22 protein-coding genes and 1 pseudogene are annotated in these 25,119 nt (G+C 59.5%); 11 read left to right on the top strand and 12 right to left on the bottom strand.

All coding sequences use genetic code 11. The features are described from left to right. The first annotated feature begins 141 nt into the window (after nucleotides 1–141). Complete coding sequence (locus tag AC3ANQ_RS04395) at nucleotides 142–954, top strand: DeoR/GlpR family DNA-binding transcription regulator (RefSeq protein WP_488303990.1); 813 nt, start codon at nucleotides 142–144, stop codon at nucleotides 952–954. Between the two features lie 27 nt (nucleotides 955–981). Continuing rightward, on the top strand, nucleotides 982–1,599 hold the full coding sequence (locus tag AC3ANQ_RS04390) for a cation efflux transmembrane domain-containing protein (RefSeq protein WP_488303989.1): 618 nt from the start codon (nucleotides 982–984) through the stop codon (nucleotides 1,597–1,599). Here the strand turns inward: AC3ANQ_RS04390 and AC3ANQ_RS04385 are convergent. After that, on the bottom strand, nucleotides 1,596–2,411 hold the full coding sequence (locus AC3ANQ_RS04385; RefSeq protein WP_488303988.1) for an MBL fold metallo-hydrolase: 816 nt from the start codon (nucleotides 2,409–2,411) through the stop codon (nucleotides 1,596–1,598). The genes AC3ANQ_RS04390 and AC3ANQ_RS04385 overlap by 4 nt on opposite strands. Nucleotides 2,412–2,630: 219 nt before the next feature. On the opposite strand from AC3ANQ_RS04385, the gene AC3ANQ_RS04380 reads away from it, so the two are divergent. Further along, entirely contained in the window at nucleotides 2,631–3,725 is a 1,095-nt protein-coding gene (locus AC3ANQ_RS04380) for an EAL domain-containing protein (protein WP_488303987.1), read from the top strand. A 29-nt stretch (nucleotides 3,726–3,754) separates the two neighbouring features. On the opposite strand, the gene AC3ANQ_RS04375 is transcribed toward AC3ANQ_RS04380, so the two are convergent. After that, nucleotides 3,755–4,393, bottom strand: a complete 639-nt coding sequence (locus AC3ANQ_RS04375) for a TetR/AcrR family transcriptional regulator (RefSeq protein ID WP_488303986.1) — start codon at nucleotides 4,391–4,393, stop codon at nucleotides 3,755–3,757. A 213-nt stretch (nucleotides 4,394–4,606) separates the two neighbouring features. Here AC3ANQ_RS04375 and AC3ANQ_RS04370 point away from each other — a divergent pair, with 213 nt between their 5' ends. Beyond that, nucleotides 4,607–6,127 (top strand): FAD-dependent oxidoreductase, encoded by a 1,521-nt coding sequence (locus AC3ANQ_RS04370; RefSeq protein WP_488303985.1) that lies wholly within the window; start codon nucleotides 4,607–4,609, stop codon nucleotides 6,125–6,127. Nucleotides 6,128–6,545: 418 nt separating this feature from the next. Further along, nucleotides 6,546–7,151 (top strand): YdcF family protein, encoded by a 606-nt coding sequence (locus AC3ANQ_RS04365; protein ID WP_488303984.1) that lies wholly within the window; start codon nucleotides 6,546–6,548, stop codon nucleotides 7,149–7,151. Nucleotides 7,152–7,171: 20 nt separating this feature from the next. On the opposite strand, the gene AC3ANQ_RS04360 is transcribed toward AC3ANQ_RS04365, so the two are convergent. Genes AC3ANQ_RS04360 through AC3ANQ_RS04350 form a run of 3 tightly spaced genes read right to left on the bottom strand, consistent with a single transcriptional unit; the run spans nucleotide 7,172 to nucleotide 11,012 of the window. Next, entirely contained in the window at nucleotides 7,172–8,653 is a 1,482-nt protein-coding gene (locus tag AC3ANQ_RS04360; protein ID WP_488303983.1) for a dihydrolipoamide acetyltransferase family protein, read from the bottom strand. Nucleotides 8,654–8,655: 2 nt separating this feature from the next. After that, nucleotides 8,656–9,783, bottom strand: a complete 1,128-nt coding sequence (locus tag AC3ANQ_RS04355; protein WP_488303982.1) for an alpha-ketoacid dehydrogenase subunit beta — start codon at nucleotides 9,781–9,783, stop codon at nucleotides 8,656–8,658. Then, nucleotides 9,780–11,012: a thiamine pyrophosphate-dependent enzyme gene (locus tag AC3ANQ_RS04350; RefSeq protein WP_488303981.1), complete on the bottom strand. Its 1,233-nt coding sequence runs from the start codon at nucleotides 11,010–11,012 to the stop codon at nucleotides 9,780–9,782. Before AC3ANQ_RS04350 ends, AC3ANQ_RS04355 begins: the two co-directional genes overlap by 4 nt. A 171-nt stretch (nucleotides 11,013–11,183) precedes the next feature. Here AC3ANQ_RS04350 and AC3ANQ_RS04345 point away from each other — a divergent pair, with 171 nt between their 5' ends. Continuing rightward, on the top strand, nucleotides 11,184–11,648 hold the full coding sequence (locus AC3ANQ_RS04345; protein ID WP_234748882.1) for an Lrp/AsnC family transcriptional regulator: 465 nt from the start codon (nucleotides 11,184–11,186) through the stop codon (nucleotides 11,646–11,648). Between the two features lie 487 nt (nucleotides 11,649–12,135). Here AC3ANQ_RS04345 and AC3ANQ_RS04340 read toward each other — a convergent pair whose 3' ends face one another. After that, nucleotides 12,136–13,506, bottom strand: a complete 1,371-nt coding sequence (locus AC3ANQ_RS04340) for a hypothetical protein (RefSeq protein ID WP_488303980.1) — start codon at nucleotides 13,504–13,506, stop codon at nucleotides 12,136–12,138. A gap of 332 nt (nucleotides 13,507–13,838) precedes the next feature. Next, nucleotides 13,839–13,979 carry a hypothetical protein gene (locus tag AC3ANQ_RS04335; RefSeq protein ID WP_488303979.1) on the bottom strand — a complete coding sequence of 47 codons (141 nt, stop codon included), beginning with the start codon at nucleotides 13,977–13,979 and terminating at the stop codon, nucleotides 13,839–13,841. A 680-nt stretch (nucleotides 13,980–14,659) separates the two neighbouring features. Here AC3ANQ_RS04335 and AC3ANQ_RS04330 point away from each other — a divergent pair. The 4 genes from AC3ANQ_RS04330 (at nucleotide 14,660) to AC3ANQ_RS04315 (ending at nucleotide 18,436) form a co-directional block, all read left to right on the top strand. Then, nucleotides 14,660–15,757, top strand: coding sequence for a DUF1972 domain-containing protein (locus tag AC3ANQ_RS04330; protein WP_488303978.1), 1,098 nt, complete (start codon nucleotides 14,660–14,662; stop codon nucleotides 15,755–15,757). Then, entirely contained in the window at nucleotides 15,754–16,728 is a 975-nt protein-coding gene (locus tag AC3ANQ_RS04325; RefSeq protein WP_488303977.1) for a CgeB family protein, read from the top strand. The genes AC3ANQ_RS04330 and AC3ANQ_RS04325 overlap by 4 nt, the downstream gene beginning before the upstream one ends. A 129-nt stretch (nucleotides 16,729–16,857) precedes the next feature. Continuing rightward, entirely contained in the window at nucleotides 16,858–18,168 is a 1,311-nt protein-coding gene (locus tag AC3ANQ_RS04320; RefSeq protein ID WP_488303976.1) for an ISL3 family transposase, read from the top strand. 37 nt (nucleotides 18,169–18,205) lie between these two features. Continuing rightward, nucleotides 18,206–18,436 carry a hypothetical protein gene (locus AC3ANQ_RS04315; RefSeq protein WP_488303975.1) on the top strand — a complete coding sequence of 77 codons (231 nt, stop codon included), beginning with the start codon at nucleotides 18,206–18,208 and terminating at the stop codon, nucleotides 18,434–18,436. Nucleotides 18,437–18,462: 26 nt separating this feature from the next. Here the strand turns inward: AC3ANQ_RS04315 and AC3ANQ_RS04310 are convergent, their stop codons facing one another. From AC3ANQ_RS04310 to AC3ANQ_RS04290, 5 genes and pseudogenes are all read right to left on the bottom strand, one after another. Next, nucleotides 18,463–19,710, bottom strand: a complete 1,248-nt coding sequence (locus AC3ANQ_RS04310; protein WP_488303974.1) for an oligosaccharide flippase family protein — start codon at nucleotides 19,708–19,710, stop codon at nucleotides 18,463–18,465. Nucleotides 19,711–19,873: 163 nt separating this feature from the next. Then, on the bottom strand, nucleotides 19,874–20,539 hold the full coding sequence (locus AC3ANQ_RS04305; protein ID WP_488305257.1) for a glycosyltransferase: 666 nt from the start codon (nucleotides 20,537–20,539) through the stop codon (nucleotides 19,874–19,876). A gap of 523 nt (nucleotides 20,540–21,062) precedes the next feature. Beyond that, complete coding sequence (locus AC3ANQ_RS04300; RefSeq protein ID WP_488303973.1) at nucleotides 21,063–22,052, bottom strand: GDP-mannose 4,6-dehydratase; 990 nt, start codon at nucleotides 22,050–22,052, stop codon at nucleotides 21,063–21,065. Between the two features lie 4 nt (nucleotides 22,053–22,056). Beyond that, nucleotides 22,057–23,043, bottom strand: a complete 987-nt coding sequence (locus AC3ANQ_RS04295) for a GDP-mannose 4,6-dehydratase (RefSeq protein WP_488303972.1) — start codon at nucleotides 23,041–23,043, stop codon at nucleotides 22,057–22,059. A 933-nt stretch (nucleotides 23,044–23,976) separates the two neighbouring features. Continuing rightward, nucleotides 23,977–24,425: pseudogene (locus AC3ANQ_RS04290) on the bottom strand (IS1634 family transposase); the annotation flags it as partial. Nucleotides 24,426–24,699: 274 nt separating this feature from the next. On the opposite strand from AC3ANQ_RS04290, the gene AC3ANQ_RS04285 reads away from it, so the two are divergent. Then, nucleotides 24,700–24,873, top strand: coding sequence for a hypothetical protein (locus AC3ANQ_RS04285; protein ID WP_488303971.1), 174 nt, complete (start codon nucleotides 24,700–24,702; stop codon nucleotides 24,871–24,873). Nucleotides 24,874–25,119 lie beyond the last annotated feature (246 nt).

Raw genomic sequence — 25,119 nt, 5'->3', positions numbered from 1 at the left:
AGACACTCGTAAATATTTACATCTGTCGATGTTTAAGGCAAGGCCGCGACGATCAAGAAGCCTTCCGGCTCCGGCAAGCACAAATCGGAACAGTGTGTGAAAACTTGTTAAGCTGGAGTTGTCCACCGCGAAGGAGCAACTTTGAGTTCGTCAACATCACCTCCCCTGATCCCGGAGCAGCGCCATCAGGAGATCCTTCGCTTGCTTCGCCGCGAGGGGGTGCTGAGCATCCGCAGCCTCACGGAATCCATGAACGTCTCCCACATGACCATCCGGCGCGACATCACAGCCCTCGAAGACGCCGGGCATGTGTTGTCGGTCCAAGGAGGCGTGCGTTTGGCGGAGGGGACCAGCCAGGAGCCTCCCCGGGAGAGGGAATCGAGGGCGCAGCTGGAGCTGCCGCGGAAAAAAGCAATCGCCGAGCTTGCGTCCCAGTTCGTCGAGGATGACATGGTTCTGTTCCTCGACGCCGGTACCACTTGCCAGTCCGTGGTTCCCTATCTCGGCGCACGGAAGAACATCACGGTGGTTACCAACGATTTTTACGTGGTCACGTCTTTGTTCGCGTACCCGAACGTTGAGACCATCCACACCGGCGGCGTGGTGGATGCTTCCAGCGCCTCAAGCTCAGGCCGCATGGCAGCCGACGCCATCAAGCACATCAACATCGATCTGTTCTTCATGAGTACGGGCGCATGGAGCCTGTCCCGCGGCGTCACCACGCCGTCCATGGACAAGGTGGAAATGAAACTGGCCGCGCTCGAGTCAGCGTCGCGCTGCTTCCTGCTGGCTGACAGCACCAAGTTCGGAACCTTTGCGAAGTTCCGGGTGGCGCCGATCGAGCAACTAGATGCCGTTGTCACCGACGATGAACTGGCGCAGGACACCCAAGAGAACATCCAGGAATTGGGCGTCACAGTTCACGTCGCGGCAGCGAACCCCTCCGGACGCTAGCGCTCCCGAGGAAGAAAGAGGCACCCCATGGCCAGTCCTGACGTCAACACAACCCCAACCGCAGGCTCCGGGATATTGTTGCGCCGCGGCCTTTGCCTGGAATACGCAACCCTGGCCTGGAACGTGATCGGTCTCGGCGTGCTGGCCGCCGCCGCCATTCAGGCCGGTTCCCCTGCGCTGGCCGGTTTCGGCTTGGATTCCCTGATCGAGATCTTCGCTTCGGTCGTAGTGGTGTGGCAGCTCAAGGGCGCCCACAAGGAGCGCGAAGCTCCCGCCATGAGACTGATAGGGACGGCTTTCGCCGTTCTGGGCGCCTACCTGCTCATCCAGTTGGCCATTGTGTTTGCCACAGGCGTCCGCCCTGGCACCTCAGCTCCGGGCATCGCCTGGACGGCCCTGACCTTCGTGGTCATGCTCGGCCTTGCGTGGGGCAAGATCCGCACCGGGCGCAGCCTGAACAATCCGGTGCTCCGCGCGGAAGGGAAAGTGACCCTGGTGGATGCCTACTTGGCCGGCGCGGTCCTGGCCGGGCTCGCCCTTAACGCCTTGTTCGGCTGGTGGTGGGCCGATCCCCTGGCGGGGGTCGTGATCATTTACTACGCTCTCATCGAGGCCCGCCACGCGTTCAAACACACCACCCCTTAGTGGTGCGCCTGCGTTTCCTGGAGCCGCTTGATGAACCAGCGTGATTGTTCCGGTCCGTAGGGAAGCACGGGGATCGCTTTGGTAGCGTCCGACGGCGTGTCCCGGATGGACTGCCTTGCTTGCCGTACCGCTGTGGACATGGTGTCGGCCATGGTCTTCACGAACTGGTCGCTGCACGGCTTTCCGTGGCCGGGGATCAGGAATTCGTAGCGGTGGCGCAGGGCCGAGATGTGCCGCAGGACGTCTGCCCAATCTTCCGGGTAGGAGTCCTCGAAGGAGGGATGCGCGCCTTGTTCCACGAGGTCACCTGCGAAGAGGGTGCTGGGCGTACCTACTAGAAGGTCGCCGTCGGTGTGGCCGCGGCCCAGGTAGAACAGGGTGGCAGTCAGGCCGCCCAGGTCAACCAGGACGGGCTGATCCTTGACGATGGCGTTGGGTATGACGATTTCGACGGCTTCGCCCTTGCCCGCGGCCATCTCCGGTTCCGTAGCGGCGACGAAGCGGCGCTGGTGGTCGCCGTCGTCGTCGATTGTGGCTGCACAGTTGACGTGCCCCCAGAACTCTGTGACGCCGTCGTCGGCAAAAATGGCGTTACCGAAGTAGTGGTCGTAGTGGGCGTGGGTGTTTACGACCACCAGCGGCAGCTGGGTCTTTTCGCGAACAGCGGCGAGGATCTGCCGGCCTTGACGGGGGCCGCAGCCGGTGTCGATCACCATGGCTCGTTCCGCGCCTACCACGAGGCCCGTGTTGAGCAGGCAACCCTCGGTCTCCAGCACGTAGTTGTCCGGGCCGACTTCGAGCCATGCTGACATTGTTTCTCCGTCTTCAGATGCGTTCCGGCAGTGTTCAGGCCTCGATTCTACCCACGGAGAGCCGCGAGAAACGTGAAATCGCCGCGCGTCCACAGCGGGGAACCAAGCAACGGCGTGCCTATTTCATCCCAATGCAGGCTGGCAGGTTTGTCCGGCTGTACTATTCCCTTAGTTTGCACGTCCCGGGCTCAGCCGGAGCTATAGGCAAAGGAAAATTTCATGTTGATTCGGAAGCCGTCTTTTCTTGCTTTGACCAACGCCGGGATGCGCGCCAGTCCGGAGTTCGTGGAGCCACCCTGCGACCAGCTGGGTGGGCTACGCAGCCAGGTCCTGGAAATCATCGACGAAGTCTTGTCCGACTCTTCTCAGGCAACGGATGCGGTGCGTGAAGAACTTCGCCGGCATATTGCCGCCCATCCGGGGCATCCGGAAGAGGCACTGCTGGAACACCTGACTTCGCTCCGCACGCAACAGCCCGGCTCCGGTGTTCCTGACGCGGCTGCCTCGGCCTCACAGGTGGACGAGGAATCGTCGCAGCATGCCACAACGCGGCTCGAGGCGGTACTCAGGGACCACATGCTGATGACCGCCTTCCAGCCCGTTTTCGACCTCACCACGGCTACCGTGGTGGGCGCCGAGGCTTTGACGCGCTTCGTCAGCGACGGTGGAGACCCTGCCGACTACTGGTTCGCAGAAGCCGAGGACACCGGGCTCCGCACGGATCTTGAATTCGCGGCGTTGGAGTCGGCGCTTACGGCGGCGCTGGATCTGCCACCCCAGCTTTTCGTGGCGTTGAAGCTTTCAGATGCGGTCTGCCTGGATCCGCGCCTTACTGCACTTTTCGATCAAACTCCTGTGGCGCCGGACCGTGTGATCCTGGAAATCTCCGGGCAATTCCCCCCGGACCAGGCCGCTTCGCTCGACGCGGCGGTGGGGCCGTTACGCAGCGCCGGCGTTCGCCTGTCCATCGAAAATACGGGTTCCTACTTCGCTGCGGTCCGCCATATTCGTCGGCTTAGGCCGGAGATGATCAAGCTGGATCCGAGGCTGACTGCGGGTCTCAGCCAGGATCCCCTCCGGCAGGAAATCGTCGAGGCGGAGGTCGGGTTCTCGCGGGAGATCGGGGCGGTCCTGACCGCTCAACACATCGAGACCAGCGCCGAACTCGCCACTCTTGCCGGGTTGGGAATAACAGTCGGACAGGGCTATCACCTTGGGCGGCCCTCGGTCCAGCCCAGCGAATGGGCCACGTGGGGCGGGCGCGCCGGGCGTCAGATCTTCCCAAGTGGTACCGGCAGGGCCATGCGGACCTGATAGCCAGGCGCTTCAAGAAGACGGGCACTTCAGGAAGGGCGCCCTGGGCCTCGATGATGTTCTATCAGCCAAGCGGCCATCTGCTGGGCGCGCTTGGACGCCAAGACGTCTCCTTCTGTGGCCGCGATGATGGAGCCTTTCATCAGGATGTGCCAGGAACGTGCGAACTCCTCGGTGCGCTCCAGCCCGGCTTCCTCTGCCAACGCCTGGATGTGTCCCCTGATTCTGGCGAGGTAGCCGATGCTGGCTTTCCCCAGCGGATGTTCACGGCCCATTTCAAGCAGGACGTTGATGAATGAGCACGCCTCAAAATCGTCCCGTTTGAACCAGTCGCCGAACACGTCGAAGATGGCGAGCAACTGCTCCTCGGCGGTTTCTCCCTTGCTCTTGGCTTCGGAGATGATCAAGTCCACGGTCCAGATCTGGTCGCGAAGCGCCAGGAAAGCAAGAACCAGATCGTCCTTGGACGGAAAGTGCCGGTAGAAGGTGGCCTTCGCTACTCCTGAACGCTCGATGAGCTGATCGACCCCAACAGCGCGGATCCCGCGCCGGGAAAACAGTTCGTAGGCGGCGTCCAAGATCCGATCCACCGCGTCATCACGGGTGGTCGTTTGTCCGGCTGGCGACGAGGCCGGACTGGTGGCATCCGAGGCATCTGGCGAGGTCATGGCGAGAGCAATTCTACTCGCACCCCAACAAGACAGACCTGTCTGTCAGGCCCTTTTTGGCGGCCCATCGCGTCGATTTGAACCAAGCAACACACGACGTCGGCGCTCACCTCTTGCTTCTCTCGTGGCGTTCTGCTTCTCTGGCACTACCGGGCCGCCGCCGCGCTAACTCCGGTGTGGACCGTGCCCCGGTTGAAGGGAAGTGGGACCGTCATGACTTCTCTGTGGCTAGACGCGCGCGGGCCGGACAAGGACTCCCCCGGTGCAACAAGCCCCGATGAATTCACGCCTGGGAACAGTTACGACGCCGTGGTGGTCGGCGCCGGTATCACGGGCCTGGCCACCGCCCTCATGCTGGCGCGGGCGGGAAGCAACGTGCTGGTCCTCGAGGCCAGACATGTCGGCGCAGTCAACACCGGAAACACCACCGCCAAGCTGAGCCTGTTGCAAGGCACCACCCTGTCTGCGCTGCGTAACCAGTATCCCGTGGACGTGGTCCGTGCCTACGTTGACGCGAACAGGGCGGGCCAGAAGTGGTTGCTCGACTACCTCGAGGGGCGGGGTGTGCCTTTCCAGTATCGGGATGCCTACACCTTCGCCACCACCCCGGCCGGCGCGGATCGGCTCCGCGCGGAAGCCTTCGTGGCCCGTGCCGCCGGACTCAACGTCAAGTCCACTCGGGAGACAGGGCTGCCGTTCGACGTCGAGGACGCCTTGCGGTTAGCGAAACAGGCACAGTTCAACCCGATGGACGTCTTGGACGCGCTGGCCGCGGATGTCCGCGCGGCTGGTGGAAGCATCGTGGAGGGCGTGCGTGTCATGAACGTCCGGAACGGCGATCCCCTGGCGGTGGTCACCAGGAAGGGCGAGGTCACCGCCCGCCACGTGGTGCTGGCCACAGCGACACCCATGCTGAACCGCGGGCTCTACTTCGCCAAGCTGCGGCCGAATCGCTCCTATGCCGCCGCGCTGCGGTTGCCGGACGGTGTGAGCCCGCCGCCGGGGATGTACCTTTCAGCCGAACCGCCCACGCGGTCTCTGCGGGACTATCCAGTGCCCGACGGCGGGAGGTTGCTTTTGGTAGGCGGGTTCGGGCACGCGGGTGGCCGGGCGCCGTCGACTCAGGTTCACGTGGACGAGCTGCTCGGCTGGGCCCAACGGTACTATCCGGACGCCGAGGTGACGCACACGTGGTCGGCCCAGGACTACCAGGCCACCAACCTCATGCCGTTCTTTGGCAGGTTCCCTCGGGGCCACGGCAAGATCCTGTTCGGCACCGGCTACAACAAGTGGGGCATGACCAATGGTGTTGCGGCGGCGCTGGATGTCGTTTCTGACATCACCGGCAGCGGTCAGCTCCCCTGGGCACGGGCAATCCACCACCGGGTCACAGGTCCGCGCGGCGCCGCGTCCACGATTTCGTTCAACGTAGAGACACAGCAGCAGAATTTCCGGGACAAGGCAGCCCTGAAGAAGAAGCCGGCAATCACGGAGGAAACCCACCCCGCCGAGGGCACGGGCGTCACGGGACTTTTCCACGGGAAACCGGCGGCGATCTGCACCGTGGATGGTGTGGTGTGCCGGGTGTCCGCGGAATGCGCGCACCTGGGCGGCATCCTGCACTGGAACGACGCCGAGAAGTCCTGGGACTGCCCGCTGCATGGTTCGCGGTATTCGGCCGCGGGGAAGCTGCTGGAAGGGCCGGCTACGCACAATTTGATGAAACTGCAGTAGGGGACGCCAATCCCGGTCGTTCAGGACCCCATCCTAGACCGCGCGGATTGGTTGTCCAGCCAAGTTCCAGTAGGTGATGGTGTGACCCTCAGGACAATACGGTCGGCCAATTCGCCGAAGTTCCAGCGTTACATCACCATGTGTCTCGACGTGCCAAGTCTCAACTAGCCGAGTGCGACACTTCGGGCATTTAAACGCGGACGGTCGGATATCCATTGCTCCCCCCAATAAGCAGTCAATGATTCACCAATAGTAAGTCACCAGATGACCGCGGAAGAACTGAACGACTTCTAAAAGGCTCAGGGCAGCGTCGCAGGTGCCAGCCTACGACGCACCAATCGGTCCCTTCGGCAGCAGATAGTAGTCTTGGAGACAGTGCAGCGCCGCCGCCTACATCCGCATTTGGCTAAAGGACGGTATGACCCTCATCTGCAATCCCGAAACAGAAACCGCGTCGCCCAGGCGAAAGAGACGGTTGCTCATTAAGTCATTTGCTGCAATCGGCGCCCTGGCGATTGTCTGGGCCATTGCCGGCATCTTTCTGTATGTTTCACCGCCGGCCGACGAACCCAAACACGCCGATGTGGTGTTCGTCCTCGGGCCCCCCGACCAACGCATCAGCTACGCGGAACAGCTGATGCGGCAGGGGTATGCACCCGCGCTTGCGGTCTCAAGTCCAATAGGAAAAGACGGCAAATATGAGGCCGCAATATGTGGTGCTCACCGCCCGTACCGGATTATCTGCTTCAACCCTGATCCGTTCACGACGCAAGGCGAAGCACGGGCACTCCGGGATCTCTCAAGCCAATACGGCTGGAAAAGCGCAAACGTCCTCACGGCCCAGTTCCATGTGACTCGCGCCCGGGTGATCATCACCCGCTGCTACGAGGGAGACTTGCACATGGTCGCCCAGCAAGTGAGGTTGCCGCTGGTCTCCTTGACCAGACCCACCTCTTCCTGGGCGTACCAGTACCTCTACCAAACCGCCGCCTTCGTCAAGGTCGCTATCCACCCGGACTGCTGAAAGGCCGGCTAAGCTCGCCCCTACAAGTCCGCCAGCGCCATCCCAGGGCTCTCGATCGCATCCGCAACGTACCTAAGGAAACCCGCAGCCGTTTCCCCATCACAAACCCGGTGATCGAATGCAAGCGTAAGCTCGGTGACTTTCCGAACAGCCAGCTGGCCATCCACCACCCAAGGCTTATCGATGATGCGGCCCACGCCAAGCATCGCAACTTCGGGGTAGTTGATGATCGCCGCAGAGCCGTCCACGCCGAACACACCGTAGTTGTTCAGGGTGAAGGTGCCGCTGGCCAACTCGGTCGGAGTTGCCTTTCCGTCGCGCGCCACGGCGGTGAGTCGGCGAACCTCTGCATCCAGTTCGCGGGCGCTCAACAGGTGGGCGTTGCGGACCGAGGGAACCACCAGTCCGCGGTCTGTCTGCGCAGCGAAGCCAAGGTTGATGCCGTCGAAAGCGATGATCTCCTGCATCTCGCCGCCCGCCGCGTCTTCAGCGGTGACGATCCGGGTGTTCAGCTCCGGGAATTTTTTTAGCCCAGCTGTGACAAAACGGGCGATGAACGCAAGCAACCCAGGAGCGCCGTGCGGATCGCGATTCTTCAGCTCAGCACGCATCTCCAGCAGCGCAGTGGCGTCAACGTCTACCCAGACAGTCGCCTCAGGAATCTCGGACCGGCTGCGAGTCAAGTTCGCGGCAACAGCCTTCCGCACCCCGCGGACCGGAGTGCGCGATGCAATGGACAGCCCGGTACGGGCGTCCTGGACCCCACCGGCAGACTCCACCACGGCCGGACCCTTCACAGCCGGTACCTCCACAGGCGCGGTCTCACGCGGGACCGAACCGATGAGCGCCTCAACATCCCGACGCAGGATGATCCCGCTCTCCCCCGAGCCAGGCACGGCGTCCAAGGAGACCCCGTGGTCCCTCGCCATCTTCCGCACCAACGGTGAAATCACGGCAGAAAGCTTCCCTGGAATCCGCGTACGGGACAGCGAGAGTTCGGCAAAGTCAGGGGCCGACGTAGCGGCTACAGCAGAAGAGGGAGCCTTCCGCGGCCGGGTGCGCCGAGCCTCGCCACCCCCGGACGTGCCGTAACCAATAAGGACGTTCCCAGAACCTGCCTTCTCCTCGGTCCGGTACGCCTCGGCAGCTGCGGAGGCAGCGGGTGCCTCGGAAACAACCTCCGCGGGAGCGGCCACTTCCGCGGGACCGGCCTCTTCCACGGCCTCTTCCGCGAGGCCGGACTCGACCACGGCACCAACAGGAGCCACCGAGATCAGCGGCTTCCCGACGTCGAGCGTCTGGCCAGCTTCGCCGTGCAGCACGGCAACGATGCCCGCGTAGGGCGAGGGCACCTCCACCATGGACTTGGCCGTCTCCACTTCGGCGATCGGCTGGTCCACACAGATCTCATCGCCAACGGCCACAAGCCAGTTGACGAGTTCGGCCTCGGTAAGGCCCTCCCCCAGGTCCGGAAGCAGGAATACCTGCATATCTGCGCTCATGGTCAGTTCTCCCATTGAAGGTCGTCAACGGCGTCGAGGATGCGGTCGACGCTCGGCAAGTAGTAGTGCTCCAGCTTCGGAGCCGGGTACGGGACGTCGAAGCCGGTCACCCGGCGGATGGGCGCGGCCAGGTAATGGAAGCAGCGTTCCTGCACGCGGGCCACAATTTCGGAGGACACCGAGGCGAATCCGTGTGCTTCAGCGATCACAACGGCGCGGCCGGTCTTCCGCACAGAAGCGCACACGGTCTCGTCGTCGAAAGGCACGATCGAGCGGACATCGATCACTTCAAGCGAACGGCCCTCTTCAGCGGCCGCAGCCGCGGCGGCGAGAGCAGTCGGGACAGAAGGTCCGTAGGCGATAAGCGTCGCATCAGTGCCGGGGCGCGCGACGGCGGCTCGACCCTCGCTGCTGGATCCCGCCGAAATGTTCGCGGCGTGTTCGGCGCGCAGTGCTCCCAGATCCACTTGGTCTTTGGACCAGTAGAGCTTTTTGGGCTCCATGAACATAACGGGATCGTCGGAATCGATGGCCTCCCGGAGCATGCGGTAGCCGTCAGCCACGGTTGCCGGGGTGTAAACCTTCAGGCCGGCAGTGTGTGCGTAGTAGGACTCAGAAGAATCGCAGTGGTGCTCCACGCCGCCGATCCCGCCGGCATAAGGGACGCGGATGACCATGGGCAGCTTGACGGCGCCTTTAGTGCGGTTGTGCATCTTGGCCACGTGGCTGACGATCTGCTCGAAGGCCGGGTAGGCGAAGGCGTCGAACTGCATCTCGATCACGGGACGCATTCCATTCATGGCCATACCCACGGCCATGCCGACGATGCCGGACTCCGCAAGCGGAGTGTCGAAGCACCGCTGTTCTCCGAAGGTGGCCATGAGGCCATCGGTGATGCGGAAGACGCCGCCCAAGCGGCCAACGTCTTCGCCGAACACCAGAACGGAAGAGTCGGCCTCCATGGCGTCCGCCATCGCGGTGTTGAGCGCCTTGGCCATGGTGATGGTCTGGGGACCGGACGCTTCGGCAACAGCCGCTGCGCTGGCTGCCGCGCTGGCCGTGGCGGAGCTGACGTCGCCTGTAGCTGCGTGCTCGGTGGCTTCAGAGGATGTGGTGACGGCGGGGCTCATTTGCCTGCCTCCTTCTGGCTGGATGCCTCACGGGCGAGTTCATCGGCGAGCAGGGCGGACTGCTCCTTCAACTGCGGAGTGGGGGTAGAGAAGACGTAGCGGAAGAGGTTCTGCGGATCTACCGGGACGTCCTCTCCCAGGCCTTCGCGAAGCTGCGCGGCAACCGCCTCGGCCTTTGCGGCTATCCGGGTGGAACCGTCGTCGTCGAGCAGTCCACGGCCGGTGAGGTACGACGTCATGCGGCTGATGGGATCCTTGGCCATCCATTCGGCCACTTCGCTGTCCTCCCGGTACCGGGTGGCGTCGTCGGCGTTCGTGTGGGCCTGCATGCGGTACGTGTGGGCCTCGATCAGGAGCGGGCCGGAACCTTCGCGGGCAAGCTTCACTGCGCGGTCCAGGACGGCGAGCAGCGCGACGAGGTCGTTGCCGTCAACGCGCTCACCGGCCATGCCATATCCGACGGCCTTGTGCGCCAGCGAGGGCGCCACAGACTGGTGGCTCAAGGGCACCGAGATGGCGTACTTGTTGTTCTGCACGAAGAAGATCACGGGGAGGTGGAAGACAGCTGCGAAGTTGAGTGCCTCGTGGAAGTCCCCTTCGCTTGTGGCCCCATCGCCGCACATGGCCAAAACCACGGTGTCCTCGCCACGCAGTTTGGCGGCATGGGCAACCCCGACGGCGTGCAGCAGCTGGGTGGTCAGCGGCGTGCATTGGATGCCCACTTTGTGTTTCGTGGGGTCATAGCCGCTGTGCCAGTCACCGCGGAAGATGGTCATGGTCTCGACAGGGTCTACTCCCCGGGACATGACGGCGACGGCGTCACGGTAGGTGGGGAACAGCCAGTCGTCTTCGCGCAGGCAGAGGGCAGCAGCCACCTGGCATGCTTCCTGGCCGTGGCTGGACGGATACACGGCCATGCGGCCCTGCCGGACCAGGGCGGAGTTCTGGTCGTTGACTCGGCGTCCGACGACGAGCTGTTCGTACGCTGCCATGAGTTCGGCATCGCCGGGGATGGGATATTCGTGGCCGGGCTCGGTGCCTTGCTCAGCTTCGGGCTTGAGCGTGCCCGACGGATCCACCATTTGGATCTGATGGCGGGCAGGCAGCATGTAGTCTTCCACGCTGATTCCGAACTTCCGCCGCACTTCGGAAGCTTGGTCGTTTACTTCGGAGTCGTCCGGCCGAGCGTCAGCCAGACCCTGGGCCTCATGGTCCGCGGAGATCGTCATTGGTCCGTCCTTCTGTATCCACTATTTGTCACCAGTATGTTCCCTAGACAAGTTTCGTATCCAGCTCTAGCCAGAATCATGGAAAAGCTTGCTGGAAACGTCTAGTCTGGAAGACAAATTGCAAATGTGAGCTGGGTAACGGGCCCACACCGTGGACGAATTGGAGATGCGATGGCCGAGGTCGAAGCGGATCAGGCGGAAGTCCCTCTGGACCAAGTGGACAGGGACATCATTGCCGAGCTGACGCGCGACGGAAGGATGTCTGTCACCCAGGTGGCAGAGAACGTCCACATCAGCCGGGCACACGCTTACTCAAGAATCTCCCGGCTGACGGGCGAGGGAGTGCTTACCAAGTTCACTGCGCTGGTGGACCCCATCAAGGCCGGATTGAAGTCATCGGCCTACGTCACGCTCAAGGTGCAGCAGCACTCTTGGCGCGAGCTTCGGGAAGAGCTTCGGCTCATTCCCGAAGTGCAGCACATTGCCTTGGTGGGCGGAGATTTCGACGTCATCCTGCTGGTCCGTGCCACCGACAATATTCATCTGCGCCGGGTCATCTTCGACCAACTGCAATCAATGCCAGGCGTGCAGGATACGCAGACGTTCCTGGTGTTCGAGGATTTGGATACGCGGTAAGTGGGTACCTTAGCCAGCAGACTGGCTAGGTACTTCTGCCGATAGTTGTCGTCTTCTAAGTGTGCTGCAGGTGGAAGAAACCGCGGTGACGCAGAAATCCGAGCCTGCTGTAGCTACGCCCCTTAACAGGAGGCCCATCCGCAACGAGTTGAAAATTTCTGCGGATGACAGGGTTGCAGGAGCACCGAGGACCCCTGCCTCCGAACTAGAGACAGTCCTGTCTTCGGCGTTCAAGCCTAAGTATCGGGACATAAAATCATGAAGATAACAACAAGTTCTTTGGATAAGACTCGCTCAAAAGTGCGGCTGGAGTCCCGGCGCACTTCGTGAGAGGCTACGTCGGTTTCCGTCTCAAGTCGGCGAATGCGGACCCGAGTGCGCACGCCCCACTAGCACCGACGGTTCACTTCATCAGGGCCGGACCATTTTTGTAAGCAATCGAGGGGTTTCCGCGCAAGCAGACCCGCACGCCCCTGGGTTGCGGGCCCTAAGAAGGGCCAGTGTCCCTCGTTCCCTGGATTGCAGGTAGGGGCCTACGATCCAGGGCGTAAGCATGGCTGATCCGGACGGGCCTTCTCATGCTACGGAAGGGTCCGTCATCAACTAATTTGGGTGGCGCGCTCATCGCCAAGACGGAGCCACCGATGAGCCAGAAGACAGGCGTCGAGGCCATCGCCGAGGCAGACTCGGATGAAGCGGCAGCGAGAATGAACGCGATCGTCAGCCATATGGAAAGTGTTTCAGTCCTAGATTTCCGCCTAAGCAGATTCCAAAGGTGCCGGATGCACATCGTCGCGGCAATTATCATGGGAATGCCAATCCAGGTGAAGTAGAGCCCAAGCAGACTCTCGTTGCCGGCCCCAGTTGTGTTTCCATCTAGTGCCGCTTGATAACCACTTGTGCCGAAACCCTGACCGATGGGCGACCGGATTCCAAGCAGGAAACCGGACAAGAGACCGTCTGAATGGCTTGAGGTGTTCCCTTGCTCGATGAACGTCAATACCAAGTAGACCCCAAGTCCCGCCCCAACAAGGATGCCGGCGTACTTCCCAATCTTTAACCAAACCAGATAGATCACCGTCACCACTGTGAAGATCAGGATTCCAGCGCGGGCGTAGGCAAACAGGATGGCAGCCGCCAACACGGCGAGCACAAGTACGCGTAAAATTCCCCGCAATTTGGCCATTGCCGCGAAGGATCCCAAACCCAGCAGGAAGCCCATAACAGGAGGATTCATGAAAGGGCCGCCAGGTCGAAAGGTAGGAATCCCTCCGCCAATTCCGTCCGCGAAGTATGAGGGCGGCAGCCCGTTCCGAAGTCCGGCAGGCGGGCCACCAATCACGTCAATATAATAGAAAGTTGGATCCATGAGCGGGGCTTGCATGAATCCTTCGATGATGGCCCATATCGCCGTCAGTACGGCAAAAAACAAAACATAGCCATGTATCTTCGGCCACCTGATCTCGTCGCGGAAAACAAACCCCGCGAACACGAGGCCCAGGGGCATGATTACCTGCCGCGCTTGCGCAATGCCCACGCCGGTGTTCGGCGAACGCATCACGCCGATAGCAACCAATGCGGCCAACGTCACCAGCAGCAAAAGAGCCTTGCGCGCGCGCCTATCGAGACTTGTGACGGATTTTCCGGCAGCAGCAACCACAAGGAGAGCAGCCGGGATATGGCCGAGGTACTGAAACGCCCCCGACTGGGTCAAGCTGATCAGGGGATTCTGCGCCCATCCCGCCGCGATAACCACCCAAATCAAGAGGTGATAAGACCGCGAGATAAGCAGCGTCAAGCTCAGCAGCGTTGCTGCTAAGACTACGAAAATCAGGAGCACCGCGCTCCACTCCCCCATCAAACGATTCGTACGGCCACAGACCACCTAAGACTACGTTACGGCGCCGTGGCCTCAACTATTCAGGCGTTCCAAGATCGGTATTGTTTCCGGCCGATTCGCCCACTTGAGGTCTACTTCGAACGCAAGTCAGTTCGGTAGTCCCGGCGCACCGGAACTCTCCGTTGTCGTCCAGCATCCGTTTCCAACGGGTCGGGTCCCAGTTTTTCCAAGTTGGGCCAGGTGCGGTGAGTTATGCACCCCCACCCGAATGACCGTACCATTCTCGGGCCAATTTGACGCCGCGATCTGGCTCGGCGGAGAGTGCGACTGCGTTCCGCTGCGTCTCCTCGTTAGCTGGCCAGGCCGAAATCCACCCCAGTGGTCCGGTCGGCGCCACGGATTGATGCGCCGGGGGCTGCCCGTGCTGCTGTAGGAATGCCGCGGCAATTGTAGAAGTTCGCTGCCGCCATAGCGCCGGTGGCTGCCACCATTGATGCCTCTATTTGGCCGTGGAAAGGAAAGCTATCTAGAATCATGACCAGCCGAACGGAACCCACACAAGTGAAAGAGAACAAATCTCGGTTGGAGTGGACCCAGAAAAGCGAGCTAGCGACAGCGAACCGCTCCGAAATGGGGCCCGATTGGTTGGAGGTGACTTGTGTGGACAGGGTGGGCCAACTCAGATCATCACTCTACTGACAACACCAACCAGGAAGTGCCACGCTGATTCGGGGATCGCATCCTCACCTACAACAATTTTGGGGCCACTCTCGCCAATGATCTCCTCCTTCTATCGCGAGGGTCGGCGTGAACGTGAAATTAATCCGCAGCCTTCTTCGTGCCATGCTCAGACAATCAAACAGAGATGCCCCTTTTACTTAAGGCTCGCTTGATTATCCTCGCCTCCAAAAGGACTCGAGATCTTTACCAGACATAGACTCACAGGCGCCCCAACCAGAAACTACAATCTTGCACCGCTCTCAATTCAAGGCTTAGCTCGTTGCCATTGGACACAACGGACCGCCTGGCTCGCGGCGGCTGCGGGCGGCCGCCGATTTGCAACAATGCGACGGCTTCGATTTCGGGCAACCAATTACTCTAGACCGGAAGCCCTTACTCGATTGGACACAGGGCAATTAAGTTGAAATCCAGAACCGAAAAGAGACAGGCAATGGTAAAAAAAATAGCTATCATAGGAACGCGAGGCTACCCGAGTTACTACGGCGGCTTTGAAACGGCCGTCAGGAAATTGGCTCCATACTTAGCGGATGCTGGTTTTAGTGTCAGGGTCTACGGGCGACGTCAGGCTATCGAAGCCAACGATGGCAGTAGTGACCCCCGGGTAGAGACATCGCTCACCCCGGGCATCGACGGTAAATCACTGAGCACTCTGTCATACGGTCTCACAGCCGTGCTGCATGCGCTCGTCCACAAACCCGACGTGGCATTAGTCATGAACGTAGCCAACGGATTCTGGTTGCCCCTACTGAAACTGCGCGGAATACCCACCGTGGTCAACGTCGACGGAATCGAATGGGAACGAGCTAAATGGGGTAAAATTGGTCGGCTTGCATTCAAAATCGGGGCCAAGTTTACCGCCCGATTCGGTGACACTTTAGTGGCCGACTCGGTCGAAATTCAGCGTCGATGGAAAGTTGAATTTTGCCGAGATAGCGTCTTTATACCATACGGCGGCGACCCTCACCCTCGGCTGAAAGTCGAGCAAGGGATGAATAGGCGGAAGTATGTACTCGTCGTAGCGCGCTTTGTTCCTGAAAATTCAATTCCCGAGTTTTTCCAGGCCGTCCCAAAGATCGCTGCGCAGCATACAGTGATCATAGTAGGTTCTTCTGGACATGACGATGAACTGGACGAAATCGCAGCAGATCTGGATGCGAGCTTTCCCACGGTCCACTGGCTCCGCCACATAAGGGATGACGCACGGCTAGCGGCGCTGTGGCAGCACGCGGGCGTGTATTTTCATGGGCACAGCGTTGGTGGAACAAACCCGGCGCTAGTTCAAGCGATGGCTGTCGGAGCGCCGACTCTTGCCCGACGCACGGCTTACAACATGGAAGTTCTCCCGTCCACTTCGCCGTTTGTCAGTGCAGATCCGGATGAAATCGCAAACACTATCTTGGAAAGAATGGACGATCTGAACTGGATGGAAGTCGCAGCGGCCGAAAACATGACCAGAGCCTCTGAGCGTTATTCTTGGGACGACGTGTGCCACAAATATGCAGAGTGCCTGATGGAGGCAATCCGATGATCGAGATCGTCAACCCTCTACCCCAAGTATTAGAGCATTATCAACGAGAGCTCGAAGCTACGTTAGGGCGCTGCGATATCGATTGGAAGGCCGCCGGAGCTTTCAGCACGGAAGGGCTGACCGGACCGCTCGGAAAGGGACGGATGTTGTCCAACGCGATCCTAAATGCCAGTACCAGAAAGCGTCATACCGCCCATAGTCTTCAGATTTGGCCGAGTCTTGGATTACTCGAGTTCGGACTATGGCGGCGTCCTACGAAAAGCACTGCCTCCATTGTATTTCATGATCCGACACCCATCCGGAGGCAGTTTGGATTTGATACCATAAGTAAGTTCTTGGCACGGAAAACAGGAAGCAAGTTCTCGCCGCTCGTTGTTGTTCATTCCGATGAGGCCCTGGCAGTTGCCCAAAAGCTTCTACCGAGATACAAAATTCGAAAGGTTCTTCACCCGACTCTCGGGCCGAGAAAAATTTCGCCTACAAAAACAAACGAAGTCGTTGTGGCTGGACAGTACAAACCAGAAAGAGACCTAGACCTTTTGGCAGCACTCGGACCAGAATTGAAGGCAGCTGGTATGGAACCTCGAATATATGGACGTGGCTGGCCTGAAAACATCCCTGGCTGGACGGTGACCAATCGCTTCATCCCGGAAGACGAGTTGGACATCGTGCTTGCGCGATCCGCCGTTGTGTTGGTCCCCTATAGGACTTATTTCCAGAGCAATGTGGCTGTTCGAGCACTAGAACTTGGCACACCGAGCATACTGAAGGCAAGCTCATTCAGCCGTGATCTCTTCGACAATGATCCCAGACTTGATATAGGAAACGCTTCCTGTACGAAAACCGTTATGACTAGCCTTATGCTCGCCGCAAATATGCATGAGGAACTGCCCAGTATTCTGCATAAGTATCAGAAGCGGGTGGACAATAGCTGGCGGGATTTTGTGGACGCCTTGTCGGTCAAATCCTAGGGCGCGGCGCCCGAAATCCGGCTCATCGCATTTGAGGGTGTAGTAGGGGTGGGCGCGTCGGTCGCCGGGTAGAGGTCGAGGTCTTCCGATGATGGAAGTTCCTACACTGCCCATCCGGAAGACCTCGACGTGTCCCACGCTACCTTCCTGCCTCTTGACCTGACTACGTTCTGCCGGCTCGATGAGCTTGGGCTCGAAGCTGCCGGGCAGCGTCTCGCCCCTGGCCGGGCGGTGTTGGAATGCCGTGCCGTTGATCCGGACGACTGGTGCCGTTCGTGCGGTGGCCAGGGCATCGCCCGCGGCACGGTCACACGGCCGCTCGCGCACGAACCATTGGGCTGGCGGCCGACGACGCTGCTGGTACGGGTCCGCCGCTACAAGTGCACCGGGTGCGGTCGGGTGTGGCGGCAGGACATCTCCAAAACCGCGCAGCCCCGGGCGAAGATCTCCCGCCGCGGGCTGCGCTGGGCGCTGGAGGCCATCGTGTGCCAGCACCTCACCGTCGCCCGCGTCGCCGAAGGCCTGGGCGTGTCCTGGCATACCGCGAACAGCGCGATCCTTGCCGAGGGCAAGCGGGTGTTGATCGAGGACCCTGCCCGGTTCAACGGGGCGGCCGTGATCGGCGTCGATGAGCATGTCTGGCGGCACACCCGGCGCGGGGACAAATACGTCCCCGTGATCATCGACCTCACCCCGGTCCGCGACAGGACCGGCCCGGCACGGTTGCTGGACATGATCGAGGGCCGCTCGAAACAGGTCTTCAAGGCCTGGCTCGCCGAGCGGCCCAAGGTCTGGCGGGACGGGATCGAGGTCGTTGCGATGGACGGGTTCACCGGGTTCAAGACCGCAGCCGCCGAGGAGCTCCCGGACGCGGTCGAGGTCATGGACCCGTTCCACGTCGTCCGGCTTGCCGGCGATGCCCTGGACAGGTGCCGCCAGCGTGTCCAGCAGCAGACCATTGGTCACCGCGGACGGTCCGGGGATCCGCGCTACGCAGCCCGCCGGACCCTGCACACCGGGCACGATCTGCTCACCGAGAAGCAGAAGGACAGGTTGGAGGCGCTGTTCGTTGCGGACAACCACGCCGAAGTCGAAGCGACCTGGGGCATCTACCAGCGCGTCATCGCCGCGTACCGCGACCCTGACGGCACCCGAGGCAAAGAGCTCATGCAAGCACTGATCGGCGCGATCAGCGCCGGCGTTCCCGCTGCGCTGACCGAGGTCATTACGCTGGGCCGGACGCTGAAACGACGCGCCGGGGACGTGCTCGCGTACTTCGACCGGCCCGGCACCAGCAACGGCCCCACGGAAGCACTCAATGGCAGGCTCGAACACCTCCGCGGCTCCGCCCTCGGCTTCCGAAACCTTGCCAACTACATCGCCCGATCACTCCTCGAGACCGGCGGATTCAGACCCCGGCTACACCCTCAAATGCGATAAGCCACCAAAGTCCGCCAACGATTGACGCAGCTGACCCATGGCCGATACCCTTTCGGACCGGGGACGAGCCAGGCTCGGCACCGTCTTCGCAATCGACGATCCGATCGGCAGGCTTCAAGCCGCCTGGCAGGTCAAGGAACAGCTCCGGGCCCTGCTCGCCACCGGATCGCTGGCAGATGCGGCCGCCGAAAAGGACCGCATGCGCGTTCTGGTCGAGAGTGCCGGGCAGCCGGCGCCGCACGGTGGAAATCGGCGCAAATCGCGATGATCCACAAATTCAATCAATAGGCAAATTTAATCAGAATAAATACGCCTTGAGCTCTCCCGCAGACACCATGCGGTTAGTGCTGTACCGATTACCTCGATACTCACGCTAGCCGCTGCTGCACCGTACACACCTAACAGATTTGTCAATAGCGTGTATGCGATGATTGAAATACCTAAGTTGACCAGAGCAACTTTTGCTACCGCTGTCTGTCTTTGTCGTGCAATAAGGCAAGATGTAAGAAAGGGATTCAAGAGGTAGAAGACAACAAGCGGGCTTAATATCCGGAGAATATCCCCTGCCTGTCCATAGGATTCACCATACAGAGTAACCATTAACCACGGGGCTAGGAACCACAAAACAACTGCCACTGGCAGGGCGGATACTGAAATCACTAAGGCACGAAATCGCCATTGCCTAGTCGACTGTTGCGCCTCACCCAACAACCTTGGTAACATCGCACTTTGCAAAGCTGCGCCTGCAATGAGGACCACCATTATCATGCTGTAGGCGGCTGTATACGTTCCAGCTGCTACGGAACCAGCGATTAGACCGACAACGACCCTGTCCCCTCGTGTATAAAGGACAATCGAACCTGAGGTCAAGATAAACGGGAAGCCCCGAACGATCCAGCTTGCAGCTCCCCTTTTCGACGTGAGCCTGAAGGAGTCGGCCCTAGCAGCAAATAAGGCACCCAGCAGAAGCAGTCCCAATATTCCAATAACGGAGGCGGTAGCTGTTGGTACGAGGACGGCCCCGATCAAAGCACCAACCCACTGACAAATCATTAAGATCGATGACCAGCCGGCAGCAGCGGGAAAATGTTCAGAAATGCGAGCACCAAGAACCCTGTTGGTTAGTAGCGACGCAAGCGGCATTGCTGATACCAGCAATCCTGATAGTCTTACGGCCATGTCATCGGCAACAAAAAAGATCATCAGGCCAATGAACACCATAGGCAGCGCCGAAAGAAGCCTGACAACGCTAACCTCCCGCCAGTAAATCGAGGCTCCCCTTTTACGGCGCGTTAGCCTTTGAATAGCTGAATCTCCAACACCCAGATCCGCGAAAATTAAGGCAATAGAAAAGACTGCCATAACTATAGACAACGTGCCGTATTCACTCGGGCCCAATATCCGAGCGGTAATTATTAAAGAAACTTGCGCGACCACCCTGGCCATGGTTTCCGCACCAAAGAGCCAGCCAAGGGCCGCTAATTCGCTTCGCCAACCTGACGCCTTCCTGTTGCGCAGACGCCCTACTATGGTCCGTGTCACTGGCCCACCATGGACATTAGTCCTTCCGTCTCCCCTTGCGGGGTTCATATTTCGACGGTGCCATTTAACCCGGGGGTCAATGCTGTTTTCACCGCAGACAACGTATCCCACCCTTGTAGTACAAACTTCTTTCGGGCTGGCTGACTGTACGCTGAGTTAATCATCAACCCTCCAAGACTCTGGAGTAGTGCTCAACCAATGGTTCCAAGAGGCTATTGGCCTCGAACCGGGTCTCCGCCCGCAGCCCAGCCGCCTCGGCTATAGCTCGAGCAAAATCACTGGGGTCGTCAGGGTCTGCGACCACGACGTAAGGCTCCAGAATGGAGGGCAGTGTGGACAGCACTTCGCTGGATATCACAGATCTAATGCCTCTGACAGCGGCCTCTAGAACCGGAATACCGAAGCCTTCGTAGCTGCTGACCAAGATCAGAGCCGAACATCGATCGAGGAGTTCAACCAGCGTACGGTCCGGCAACCTGCCAGAAGCCGTCACCGATGGTTGCCCTCGGTATGCATCCGTTCCCTGTCCGACCAAGACGACCTGGGTTCCGGAGACACCCGCCATCCGAACAATTTTGTCGACACGCTTTCGAGGGACGGCACTGCCGATGAACAATGCATACGCGGGCGAGGTGGCCGGCACCGTTTCCCACTCAGAAGGTAGTGACGCCACTGACGAACTCGAATATGCGACTATTGATCTCGCCGGCAAACCTACGGGCCACGGCCGATTAGTTGCAAGCTCGGGATTAAGAAAGTGCACTACATCGGCCTCCCGCACGCCGCGAATTATCGACCCGCACCAGGCCAGTCGAGCCTTCGCCTTCATGCTTTTATCGTTGAAGGGTCCCCAATCATAAACACTGTAGAGCCTTTCTGGTGTCGAGCCCCGTACGTCAACCGCCGGGAAGAGACCGCCTCCGAGGTTATGTATGAGCCTCGTGTCCTCGTCCGACTTCGGAGGCCTACTCCATCTGGTGCCCGAAACAGCATGAATCCTTGCCCCAATATCAGCGAGTTCATCTGGCCATTTCGCAGTTGGGTCAACGTAAACCGTAAGTTGGTCACCCGTGAGGACACGCTGCTGCACCAATTCACGTGCAAGAGACACAGCAAAACGTTCGATGCCAGTTAGTTCAGACGACAAACCAGTCGCGACCCAACTCACACGACTCATATTGTCAGATCCTTCCAAGAATAAAGTGATTACGCTTTTGCTGAAGCGAGGGAAGTTAGCTAGTTTTTCCTGACCAACATGATGCCTCAATTCAATACAAATAAATTGCATGCCTATAAGTAAGCTAGACTACCTTAAAGTGCCAGAACTCAGCATGCAGCTTCGCCATATGTCGTTAAGCCTGATCTTTCCAGTCCAATAGAGATCGCTTTCTCCGGATGTCCGCGTCAACCATCTCATGAACTATGGCCGTTAGATCGTGCTTTGGTTGCCAGCCGAGAACTGTGCGGGCCTTGCTGGCTTCACCTCGCAACTCCACGGGGTCCGCGGGACGAATCAGAGACGAATCTGACACGACGTAATCACGCCAGTTATTCACTCCAATATGTTGCAATGCCAGACGTACAAAATCCTGGACGGATGAACTCACCCCGGTAGCGATGATGTAATCATCGGGTGTCTCGTGGTTGAGTGCGAGAATCATCGCCTCGACATAATCAGGCGCCCAGCCCCAATCGCGACGCGCTGTCAAATTACCTAGTTGGATCGATCCGCTTCCTTGCACTGCAATATTGGCTACAGCCGTTGTGATCTTTCGTGTAACGAAAGATTCACCTCGACGCGGGGACTCATGGTTGTAAAGGATGCAGCTAACAGCGTGGAGCCCTTGCTTCCTGTAAATTCCGACAAGGTGCTGAGCGAAGGCTTTTGCAGCGCCGTAAGGGGAACTCGGGGCAAGCGGTGTCGTTTCCGTTTGCGGCAAGATGTCTGTCGAGCCGAATATCTCTCCACTTGAAGCCTGGAGAACCTTCACTACTTTGCCAGTGCGTTCCTGCAGTTTCAGAGCCCCCTCCAGAATGGCGCCCACCGCCACTCCATTTACCAGTGCTACATGCACGGGGCGCTCCCAAGATAATGCCACCGAGCTTATGCCAGCCAAGTTGTAGATTTCGTCGGGTTCGATCTTGTCGATGAGGTCAGAGATCTGAGCTGATTCAGCCATGTCCCTGACATGGGCCACCACAGTTGGATAGCGCTCCGAGAGGAGCTTCACATCTCTTTCGTGGCGAACGACTCCGTGGACTTCAGCGCCAATCCCCAGAAGCCGTTCTGTCAAATAGCTTCCATCCTGCCCAGTAATTCCAGTTATCAGAACGATTGCCACAGTTTTAGACCGTCGCTTTGGTCGTCAGGACAGCCAGGTCCGCGTCCACCATCATCTCAATCAAATCTTTGAACTTAACATTGGGTTCCCAGCCCAAAGTCTCGCGAGCCTTCGACGGATCTCCAACAAGAAGGTCTACTTCCGCAGGCCTCATAAACTCGGAATCCTGGGAAACGTATGAAGTCCAGTTTTCTATTCCCACGCGTGCGAATGCGACGTCAAGAAGATCTCTGATCGAGCGTGTTTCACCTGTTGCTACCACATAGTCATCTGCGTGCTCCTGCTGAAGCATAAGCCACATTGCTTCGACGTAATCGCCAGCATAGCCCCAGTCTCGGCGAGCGTCGATGTTGCCCATTACCAGTTTATCCTGCAAGCCCAGGGAAATTCTGGCAACTGCCTGAGACACCTTTCGAGTCACGAATTCTGGACCGCGCCGAGGGGACTCGTGATTAAACAGAATTCCGGAGGAAGCGTGCATTCCATATGACTCGCGATAGTTTATTGTCATGTGATGGCCAAAAACTTTAGCGACTCCGTATGGCGAACGGGGCCAGAGCAGAGTGGACTCACGCTGGGGAACTTCCTGTACTTTCCCAAACATTTCAGAACTTGACGCTTGATAGAATTTAATTCCACCAGCATTTCTGTCGTCGAACAAGCGAACGGCTTCAAGCATATTCAGGACGCCTTTACCCGTAACCTCGGTGGTTGCGTCAGCATTCTCCCAAGAGTAGGCGACGAATGAAATAGCTCCCAGGTTATATACTTCGTCTGGGCGCGAGCGTTCCAATGCGCGCAATAGGCTGGAAAAATCAGTCAAATCCCCACTGATTAATTCCACGCCGGGAACGACGCTTCTAACGAGATCCATTTTCGGATTATTCTGACCACGAATAAGCCCAAACACCTCGTAACCTTTTGACAACAGCAGTTCGGCAAGATAAAGCCCGTCTTGACCGGTGATACCTGTGATAAGCGCGCGAGGCAAACTATCCTCCTAGATCGGTATGGAAAACTGATAGCAATAAACATTGCTATCCATCAGACTCGTTGAGTTCTCACTCAGTTCGAAGATTTTCTCATTCAATGCGAGGATTACTGCGCCAGTGAGCTGGTGCTCTGACACCCGACCGTGCTCTCGTCCCCCTTCGCGGCCTACTTGCGTATGTCGCGCTGGTCGAGACTTTAGCAGATTCGCACCTTTGTCCGGTCAATCTCGTGATAAGAAAGCTCGTTCTTTGGCCGGGAAGATCTATTGCTTGCGGCTGCGGAACCAATCGGTTGCAGGTGCTTCATGGGTCAGATCCGGATCACCAAGGAGCATCTGTGGCCTGGTCTCAATCCTTCATGAGTCTGGGCAGGAGCCTGGTTTCGCGTGCCTTGGATGCGGGGCGGGTGAAGCGGCGGGCGTGAGAGCTGACTTTCCCGGCTATTTTCAAGGATCCTGGTCCGGCTTGTCCGCGGCTCCCACTGGAGAGCCGCGGTGCCGGTGAGTGCGACCATATGGGTCCTATGAGTTCGCGGTGAGCTGACCAATTGGCCCGAGAGGATTTTGGCTACGAAAGAGCGGGGGGCCTGTTCGCATGTTCGGTGTCTTTGGCGTTCCGGATCCGGTTCTAACCGTGGGCTCTCACCCGGTGACGGACTATAGATCGGCCAACTGACTGCGGTTCTGGTTCGTCACGGGGGGCGGTGGAGCGCATCACGTCGATGCGGCGGGCAGCTGCGCGCACCGAGGAGAGGTTCTTCATTTCGCGTAACGACCCTCGTCGCTGCCGGCCACGACGAAAGATCCAGTATGTCCGTGATCTCGAACGCCCGGACCCCGTCGCGTTCAATCCCGTCACTTGTGCAGGGCGGTTCCATGCTCCTGACTTGGCTCATTTGCTTGGTGCGTGAGTTTCGGAGCGTGGATGGCCGGGACCCTGCCGGTATCCAGCAGCGAGGTCGGTTCGACAAGCCGGGCGATCACCAAGTCGCGGAACACCTCGTCACCGAGGCCATCGAACCCCAGCGACGTGAACACGCCGGCCAACGCAGTGAACAGGACCCGAGAGTCCGTTCCCACCACGCGTCCTGAACCGTCACGACCGGCTGGCACGGCCGGCTAGGCCGCATCGAACAGACCCGGCCCGCGGGCAGGCTCAACCAAGCCCTTCACCTGCGCGGTGTCGGCTCGATGCCGAGGTCAAGGACACCTTGTGCAGGATCTTCAAGCAGTTCTCGGGCGCGTTCCAGCAGCACGCCGTGCGAGGCCTCCGTATGCGCCGAGCCGACATGCTCCACAATGCGCTGACCTCCGCGCACATACTCCGCGATCCGCACCGCAGTCGCGCGGGAGGCCGTCCGCACCCTCCCGATAAACACCACATCGGCGACATTAGGCCACACCGTTAGTCCGTGAAAAGCCGCCGGTCAGATTGCATCACCGCAGGTCAAAACCCTGGCCTGCCACGAACTAACGACGCGTGAGCCAAGTCAGGTCGAACGCCCGGACCCCGTCGCGTTCAATCCCGTCGCTTGTGCAGGGCGGTTCCATGCTCTCTTCGGGATTCCGGGCCGGGCTGCGTCAACTGCGCTGGATGGGCACTCTATGGTCTAGTCGGCTCCGGGACCGGGCGGTGGACCACGAAGGAATGTGCATGTGCCGCAGGTGGAGTTGGCGGAGATCATGACCTTCGACGCCGATACCGGACGCGGATGGCGCTTCGTCCTTCGAAACCGTGTCTTCTTCGAACGCGATTTCTTCTATGAGGAGCTATTTATTGATCGTGAACATATTGGGTTGCAACTCCAGATTTTCGGGGTATTGCAATGACCGCTTGAACTCGCCCCCTGAGCACTTTTCGTCGACTAAGCACGTCTCGCCAGCGGCACCCCATGAAATGCCGAGGAGGAACACCTCAGTCTCGGTCAGTGATGTAACCCCAACCAAGCTTCAACTCCATGGCTTGGCTGGGGTCTGACCGGGCTGCCCTGAACGAGGGCCTTCGGCCATGAGTGATCGCCGCCATTTTTGCCACCACTCAACGCAGACGGGATAGGTGACACCCGGGACTGGATA

Source organism: Arthrobacter sp. DMZ02-1R, assembly GCF_057747935.1.
The sequence above is the reverse complement of the archived record's forward strand: the minus strand, read 5'-3'. Positions and strand labels throughout refer to the sequence as shown.